The following is a 7058-nucleotide window of genomic DNA, read 5'->3' on the forward strand; positions in this document are numbered from 1 at the left end:
GAAGCTATCAGTTCAACAGGGAACAATCAACAGGGAAGCGCTTAGCCCCCCAGGCGCTTATCGCTTCTCGGAAACCCCGGCGCTGGCGAACGAGGCCATGTTGTTGAGCATGGCCACGGCCGCCTGCACCAGTGGGTAGGCCAACGCGCAACCCGTGCCTTCACCCAGGCGCATGTTTAATTTTAATAAAGGACTGGCGTTCAGATGGTTCAGCATCAGTTGGTGCCCCGCCTCATCAGACTGGTGGGTAAACACGCAATAGTCCAGTACGGCGGGGTCAACGGCATGGGCCACCAGCAACGCTGCCGTAGTGATGAACCCATCGACAAGAATGACCATACCGTAGTCGGCGGCGCGGAGCATACCCCCGGCAATAGCCGCCAGTTCGAAACCACCCATTGCCGCCAGCAGATCCATGGGTTGCGCCAGATGCCTGTACCGTTCAGCAACGGCTTCCAGCACAGTCAGTTTATGCGCCAGTTGATCGTCGGTAAGTCCCGTACCGCGTCCTACGCATTCGCGGAGCGGAAGCCGGAGCAAACGGTGCATGAGCAACGCTGCCGACGAGGTGTTGCCGATGCCCATTTCGCCAAAACCGAGCACGTTGCAGCCCCGGTGGTGCAGTCCGTCTACGACCAGTCGCCCGGCGTCCATGGCGGCGTCGGTTTCATCGGCGGTCATGGCGGGTTGCTGACGCATGTTCTGCGTGCCGTGGGCCACTTTGAACTTGACAAAATCAGGCGTATTCTCGTCAAACACACCCCGGACACCCACGTCACAGACCACAAGCTGAAGGCTATTCTGGCGGCAGAACACGTTGATGGCCGCGCCGCCCGCCCTGAAATTCTGTACCATCTGATACGTCACATCGGCGGGGTAGGCACTCACACCCTCGGCGGTAAGGCCATGGTCAGCGGCAAATACCACGATGTGCGGGTTGGTCAGTTGGGGGGCTTCGGTTTGCTGAATCAGAGCCACCTGAAGGGCCAGTGTCTCCAGCGCCCCCAACGCGCCGAGGGGCTTGGTCTTCTGGTCAATGACTTGCTGGAAATAGGCCTGATGTTGTTTGTTGACGGGCAAAATGGGCATGAACGACTGCTTGCTAAGAAAGTTAGGCCGCAAAGTTGGCGAATGCGTTAGGATACTTCACACAGTACGCAAATGGAAAAACTCATCGACGTTGACTGGCGGACCATGTTTGTCCCCAGCAGTTCAATCCTCGAAATCATCATCCGGGGTTCGCTCACTTACTGGTTTGTCTTTCTGTACATCCGCTTCGTGCGGCGCAGCAGTGGTCAGCTCAACGTGACCGACATTCTGCTGATTACCCTGATTTCCGACGCTTCGCAAAATGCTATGGCGGGCTCGTATGAATCTGTCACTGAAGGGGTTGCCCTGGTAGGTACGCTGGTGGGTTGGGACTACGTTATCAATTGGCTGGGCTTTCGGTCCGTTTTTTTCGACCGCCTGGGTAATCCAGAACCGGTGTTGTTGATCAAAAATGGTGTGTTGCAACGAGACAACCTCAAGCGCCATCTTATTACCGAAGACGAGTTCATGGGCCTCTTGCGCGAAGAAGGCATTGAAACGATAGACGAAGTAAAGCAGTGTTATCTGGAGGGTAGTGGCAACCTTAGCGTGATACCAAAAGAAAAAAAGTAAGACTCATCCAGCCAACGACCCATTCATCCTAAAAAAGAAACAGCATAAACTATTATTTAGACATTTGTCTAACTATCTAATAAGCACGTCGGATGAACGCCCTCTTTAAAGCCCTGAACGACCCTACCCGCCGTCAGATATTAGACCTGCTTCGAACAGGCGACCTGACGGCCGGTGATATTGCCGACCAGTTTGCGATGACCAAGCCCAGCATTTCGCATCATCTCGATTTGCTTCGGCAGGCCGGTCTGGTCGATTCGGTAAAGGAAGGGCAGTTTATCCGCTACACGCTGAACACCACTGTATTAGACGAAATGCTTTCGTGGCTATTGAGCTTTAAAGGGTCGTCTGTTCACAACAGCTCACCACCCGGCGGCGCAACTGAACGGTGATAAAACGGCCGTTCAGCCTGTTGCTTTAACCTTGTCTCCTACTCTTTTCACCATCCAATAGCATGTCGACCACCACGCGTTCTCGTGAAGCCCTGTTAATAGGTCTTTGCCTGGTACCCTTACTTTACCTGGCTTCCATCTGGAATAGCCTTCCACCTGAGGTACCAACCCATTTCGATACCCACGGGCAGCCAAACGGGTACTCTTCCAGAAAAGGCTTTTTTTTCCTGATCGCTATCATCTCACTGCTGCAGTATCCCCTGCTTCGGGCTTTGCCGCATGTGGATCCCAATAAAAAACTAGGCGGTGCCAGCTACGAGCGTATCCGCCTGATTATCACCCTATTCTTTGCCCTGTTAGCCACGCTGCTGGTTTACCTGGCGCATACAAAAATGACCGGTGGTTTGCTCACCACGCTGCTACTGTCGACTATGTCACTGCTGATGGCCGCCCTTGGTAATGTGATCCTGACGGTACCACAAAATTATTTCGTCGGCATAAGAACGCCCTGGACACTGGCCAGCGAAGCAAACTGGCGCAAAACGCACCGGCTCGGCGGGCGGCTCTGGCTGGTGGGTGGCCTAGTGGCATTCGTAGCCATGCTGGTATTGCCCGATTCGTGGAAGTTTCCGGTGTTCATGGCTATCGTTGGTCTATTGACCATGATTCCCGTAGGCTACTCCTACAACCTGTTCCGCAAGGGATTGGCCACCGTTGCGATCCTGCTGCTAAGCGTGGGTACATCGGCGTGGGCACAAACAGAAGAGACCCTGCGCTACGCCATTACCCAGCCCGCCAATGTCAGCCTGACGCTGGAAGGCACCCTGACCCTCCCTCCGGGCGCCAGAAAACCCGTTCCGGTGGTGATGCTCATTGCCGGTTCCGGCCCCACGGACCGCAACAGCAACAGTGCCATTCCCGGCTATGATTCGATCAACACGTTTCGGCAGCTGGCCGAACAGCTGGCCAGTCAGGGTGTAGCTGTGTTTCGGTACGACAAGCGGGGCACGGGTACCAATCGGGCCGCGTTTATTGCCCAGATGCAACAGCTTCAACGCTCCGTTTTTGATGATGCCGTTGCCGATGCCGTGGGGTTCATCCGTCAGCTACAGGCCGACAAACGGTTTTCGCGGGTGATTGTGGCGGGGCATAGCGAAGGGTCGCTGGTGGGGATGCTGGCAGCCAGACAGGCCAAAGCCAGCGGCTTTATTTCCATTGCCGGGGCGGGGCAAAACATTGCTGAGGTAATAAAAACACAGTTCCGGGCATCGGGAGCTGCCGCACCGCTTGTCGACAAGTCCATTGCCGGCATCGATTCGCTTAAGTCGGGTTTTACCGTGCGGACATTGCCACTGATGCCGGTGCCACCATCGCAGCAGGGCTACCTGACCAACTGGATGAAATACGACCCTGCCGTTGAGATCAAAGCCTTCGCCGGACCGGTGCTCATTATCCAGGGAAAGCGCGACATTCAGGTAGCCGTATCGGAAGCGGAACTCCTTAAAAAAGCCCGTCCCGACGCAAAGCTGGCCCTTTTCGACTCCATGAGCCATATCCTGAAAGAAGCCCCCACCGACCGCGCCGCCAACCTGGCAACCTACAAAAACGCCAAACTGACCCTCATTCCCGGCGTAGCGGATGTGATGGCAGCGTTTGCGAAAGGGAAGTGAGTCTAAGGTTTAATTGCATTAGCTGATTAGGTTGTTTTCGGGCGAGGGTCTACCCCACCCCCGAAAACAACCTAATCAGCTAATGCAATTAAGCAGTAAACTCAATCCCCTGTCAATTCGCCGAGTAGTGCTGTAGATACGATACCAGGCGGTTGAAATTCATGGCTTCGTAGGCATTGTGCGACTGGCGGGTGAGCTGATGCCGATAGAGGTCGATCAGGCCCATGAAGTGAGGGTTGTGGTTCAGGCTGGCCACCGTAAGGCCCTTGTAGCAGCGGAACGTCTGGTTATACACGAATGCGCAGGGCTTGGCCGGTTCGCCGTTGAAGATCACGTCGAGCCGTTTCAACGACATACTGTCGGCCAGGGTATCGAAACCTGTTTCGACGAAGAAACCCATGATGGTTTCACAGACAGCCTCTAACTCCTGATCGGAATGGATACTGAACCGCGGCGTGGTTGCTTTCTGGAATTTGTTTACCGACATCAGCAGGGTATTGGCGTCGGGCCGGAAATCGGTGAGGGTGGGCAAGAACTGCTGTGCAATTTGCTCGACCTGATCATTGCGGCAACCGAAATTCACGTCCAGCAGCGTGGTGTTTCCGTAGTAGGATGGCGAGAGGATGACATTATGAAAACCCGTCTCGGTATTTTTCCGGAATTGCTTCTTTTCGGGTAACAGGGAGAAACCATTGTCGCCAAAAAAGCGAGCTAACTGCTGGTATAAACTGGTTTCAAACGGCGTTAGCGTCATGGCCTTATGGATAAACAAGTGGAAACCTATGCGCAGAAACTAGTTACCGGTATAGGATTGGGTAACAACCGTTGTTTAGTAAGGTTTAAGCAAGTTCGTAAACTGACCCGAATGATACACCGTCTGCGCCTCATTTTCGCTTGTTTTTATTTATTGGCGATTCATTATCAAAGTATTGCGCAACCAAAATCCATTGGTCAGGTGGTGCGTGGACGGGTGTATGATGCCCTCACCGACCAGCCTCTGGGTGGTGCCAGCGTGGCGCTCAACTCACCCGCCACACTGGTCGTATACACCGATTCGATGGGGATTTTTCGGCTGACCGACGTGCCCGTAGGGCGGTATAATCTGACGGTGCGCTACCTGGGCTACGACACCCAGACCACCGCCGAAGTGCTGGTGGAGTCGGGGCGGGAACAGGTGCTGGACATTGGCCTGCAAACGGGCACCCGCACCCTGGCCGAAACCGTGGTGAAAGGCCAGCGCCCCGACGCCAACCTCACCAGCGCCCAGAGCATCACGCCCGAACAGATTTTGCGATACCCCGCCACCTACCTCGACCCGGCGCGGCTGGCTACGGCCTACGCGGGCGTGGTCAACACCAACGACCAGGCCAACAACATCAGTATCCGCGGCAACACGCCCAACGCGCTGATCTGGCGGCTGGAGGGGGTCGAGATCGTGAACCCAAACCACCTCAGCAACGCCGGCACCCTCGGCGACCGGCCCACGGCGGCGGGTGGGGGGGTGAACATGCTGAGTGCGCAGTTGCTGGGCACGACGCGGTTTCTGACCGGGGCCTTCGCACCAACATACGGCAATACGGTGGGTGGGGTGATGGACATGAGCCTGCGGTCGGGCAACGACGAACGCCACGAGCGCATCGTGCAGGCGGGGTTGATTGGCCTCGATATTGCCGCCGAGGGGCCCATGGGCGTACCCGGCAGCGGGCGGTCGTATCTGGTCAACTACCGGTATTCGTTTACGGGGCTACTGGGCCTGCTGGGCGTGACGTTCGGCGGCGAAGATATCCGGTTTCAGGACCTGTCGATGAACCTGACGCTGCCCACACGCGGACGGGGCCTGGTAAAAATTTTTGCCGTAATGGGCAACAGCGGTAATGTGTTTACGGCCCTGCCCAAAGACGAGCAGGTGTCGGCTAAAGACCTGTACAACATCCGGTTCCGGTCGCAGATGGGTGCGGGCGGGGTTACGTATTCCCGTCCGCTGGGGCAGCGCACAACCTGGCGCACGGCGCTGGTGATGTCGGGCAACCAGAACAGCCGCTACCAGGAATTTGCCCAGTTGCCGGTTGGTTTTCCGCCCAACGGCATCGCCACGCAGTATGACCGAAACAGCAACGTCCGCGCCTCGCTCACAAGCTCACTGGGGGTGCGTATGTCCGGCAGGACAACCCTGCAGGCAGGGGCGTATCTGACACGGGTGCTCAGCGACCTCACCGTACAGCGCATTCCCTCGGTAACGGGGCCTGTGCTGCCGCCCGACGTGGCCGACGGTACGGTGGCGGGCTGGCTTCTGGAACCCTACGCCAACCTGCAATGGCAACCCTCGCCACAACTGCTGGTACAGGCGGGATTGCACTACACGTATTTCAGCTATAATGCAAACAGTCAGCAGGTTGAGCCCCGCGTCTCGGCCCGGCTTGAGGTACGTCCGGGGCGAACGTTTTCGCTGGCCTACGGGCTGCACAGCCAAGTTCAGCAGCCGGGTGTATACCTGGCCCATTTGCCCGCAACGTCGGCATCTATGGTCGATAACAGCGGTTTAGGGCTAACCAGGGCACACCATCTGGTGCTGGGCTATACGCATCAGTTTAACCCGTCGGCCTATCTGAAGGCCGAAGCCTATTACCAATACCTGTTTGGGGTGCCGGTGGCGCTGGTCAACAACAACGCGACGGCCGCTTTTTCGACCCTCAACCTGCTGGAGGCAACCGAGTTTGTGGAGCGGCCGTTGCGGCTCGTCAACGGCGGCAACGGGCGGAACCTGGGGCTGGAACTGACCTACCAGCAATACCTGACGAAACAGCTTTACTGGCTGCTGTCGGGGTCGGTGTACGACGCGCAATACCGCACCCTGGACGGCATCTGGCGCGAATCGCGGTTCAATGGCCGCTATGCCGCCAACGCCACAGTGGGCCGCGAATGGACCACCGATTTTACGACAAATGCCACAGCAGCGAACGCCAAGGCCAGGAAACGCGTACAAACCTGGGGTGTCAACGCCCGCCTGACCTACGCCGGGGGTTTCCTCGACCGCTCCATCGACGTAAATGCCTCGCAGGGACAAACCACAACCTATTATATCGGCTATGGCTACACCAACCGCCTCGCCGACTATGCCCGCGCCGATTTGCGCCTCTACTGGCGCAAGAGCAACCCACGCTACAACCGGATGCTGGCCCTCGACATTCAGAACGTGACCAACGCCCAAAATCAGGCCCACAGCTACTTCGATGCCTTCCAGCGCAAAATCGTCCCCCAATACCAACTCGGCATCATCCCGGTGCTGAGCTACCGGTGGGAATTTTAGGGAAGTTCAAGGTTTAAGGTCCAAAGT

General features: G+C 56.8%; 6 protein-coding genes. 4 read left to right on the top strand and 2 right to left on the bottom strand.

Features of this window, described 5'->3' with window-relative positions:
- Positions 1 to 57 precede the first annotated feature (57 nt).
- Complete coding sequence (gene cobT / locus J2I47_RS25435) at positions 58 to 1089, bottom strand: nicotinate-nucleotide--dimethylbenzimidazole phosphoribosyltransferase (protein WP_207367442.1); 1032 nt, start codon at positions 1087 to 1089, stop codon at positions 58 to 60.
- A 72-nt stretch (positions 1090 to 1161) separates the two neighbouring features.
- Between cobT and J2I47_RS25440 the strand changes: the two genes are divergently transcribed.
- The 3 genes from J2I47_RS25440 (at position 1162) to J2I47_RS25450 (ending at position 3724) form a co-directional block, all read left to right on the top strand.
- On the top strand, positions 1162 to 1662 hold the full coding sequence (locus J2I47_RS25440; RefSeq protein WP_207367443.1) for a DUF421 domain-containing protein: 501 nt from the start codon (positions 1162 to 1164) through the stop codon (positions 1660 to 1662).
- Positions 1663 to 1754: 92 nt separating this feature from the next.
- Positions 1755 to 2054 (top strand): autorepressor SdpR family transcription factor, encoded by a 300-nt coding sequence (locus tag J2I47_RS25445; RefSeq protein ID WP_207367444.1) that lies wholly within the window; start codon positions 1755 to 1757, stop codon positions 2052 to 2054.
- A 62-nt stretch (positions 2055 to 2116) separates the two neighbouring features.
- The gene (locus tag J2I47_RS25450; RefSeq protein ID WP_207367445.1) at positions 2117 to 3724 is read left to right on the top strand and encodes an alpha/beta fold hydrolase; all 1608 of its coding nucleotides are present in this window, start codon (positions 2117 to 2119) and stop codon (positions 3722 to 3724) included.
- Positions 3725 to 3836: 112 nt separating this feature from the next.
- Here J2I47_RS25450 and J2I47_RS25455 read toward each other — a convergent pair whose 3' ends face one another.
- On the bottom strand, positions 3837 to 4478 hold the full coding sequence (locus tag J2I47_RS25455; RefSeq protein ID WP_207367446.1) for a hypothetical protein: 642 nt from the start codon (positions 4476 to 4478) through the stop codon (positions 3837 to 3839).
- A gap of 111 nt (positions 4479 to 4589) precedes the next feature.
- On the opposite strand from J2I47_RS25455, the gene J2I47_RS25460 reads away from it, so the two are divergent.
- Positions 4590 to 7031 carry a carboxypeptidase regulatory-like domain-containing protein gene (locus tag J2I47_RS25460; RefSeq protein WP_207367447.1) on the top strand — a complete coding sequence of 814 codons (2442 nt, stop codon included), beginning with the start codon at positions 4590 to 4592 and terminating at the stop codon, positions 7029 to 7031.
- Positions 7032 to 7058: the final 27 nt, after the last annotated feature.

This window comes from Fibrella rubiginis (assembly GCF_017353185.1).
In the GTDB taxonomy this organism is placed as follows: domain Bacteria; phylum Bacteroidota; class Bacteroidia; order Cytophagales; family Spirosomataceae; genus Fibrella; species Fibrella rubiginis.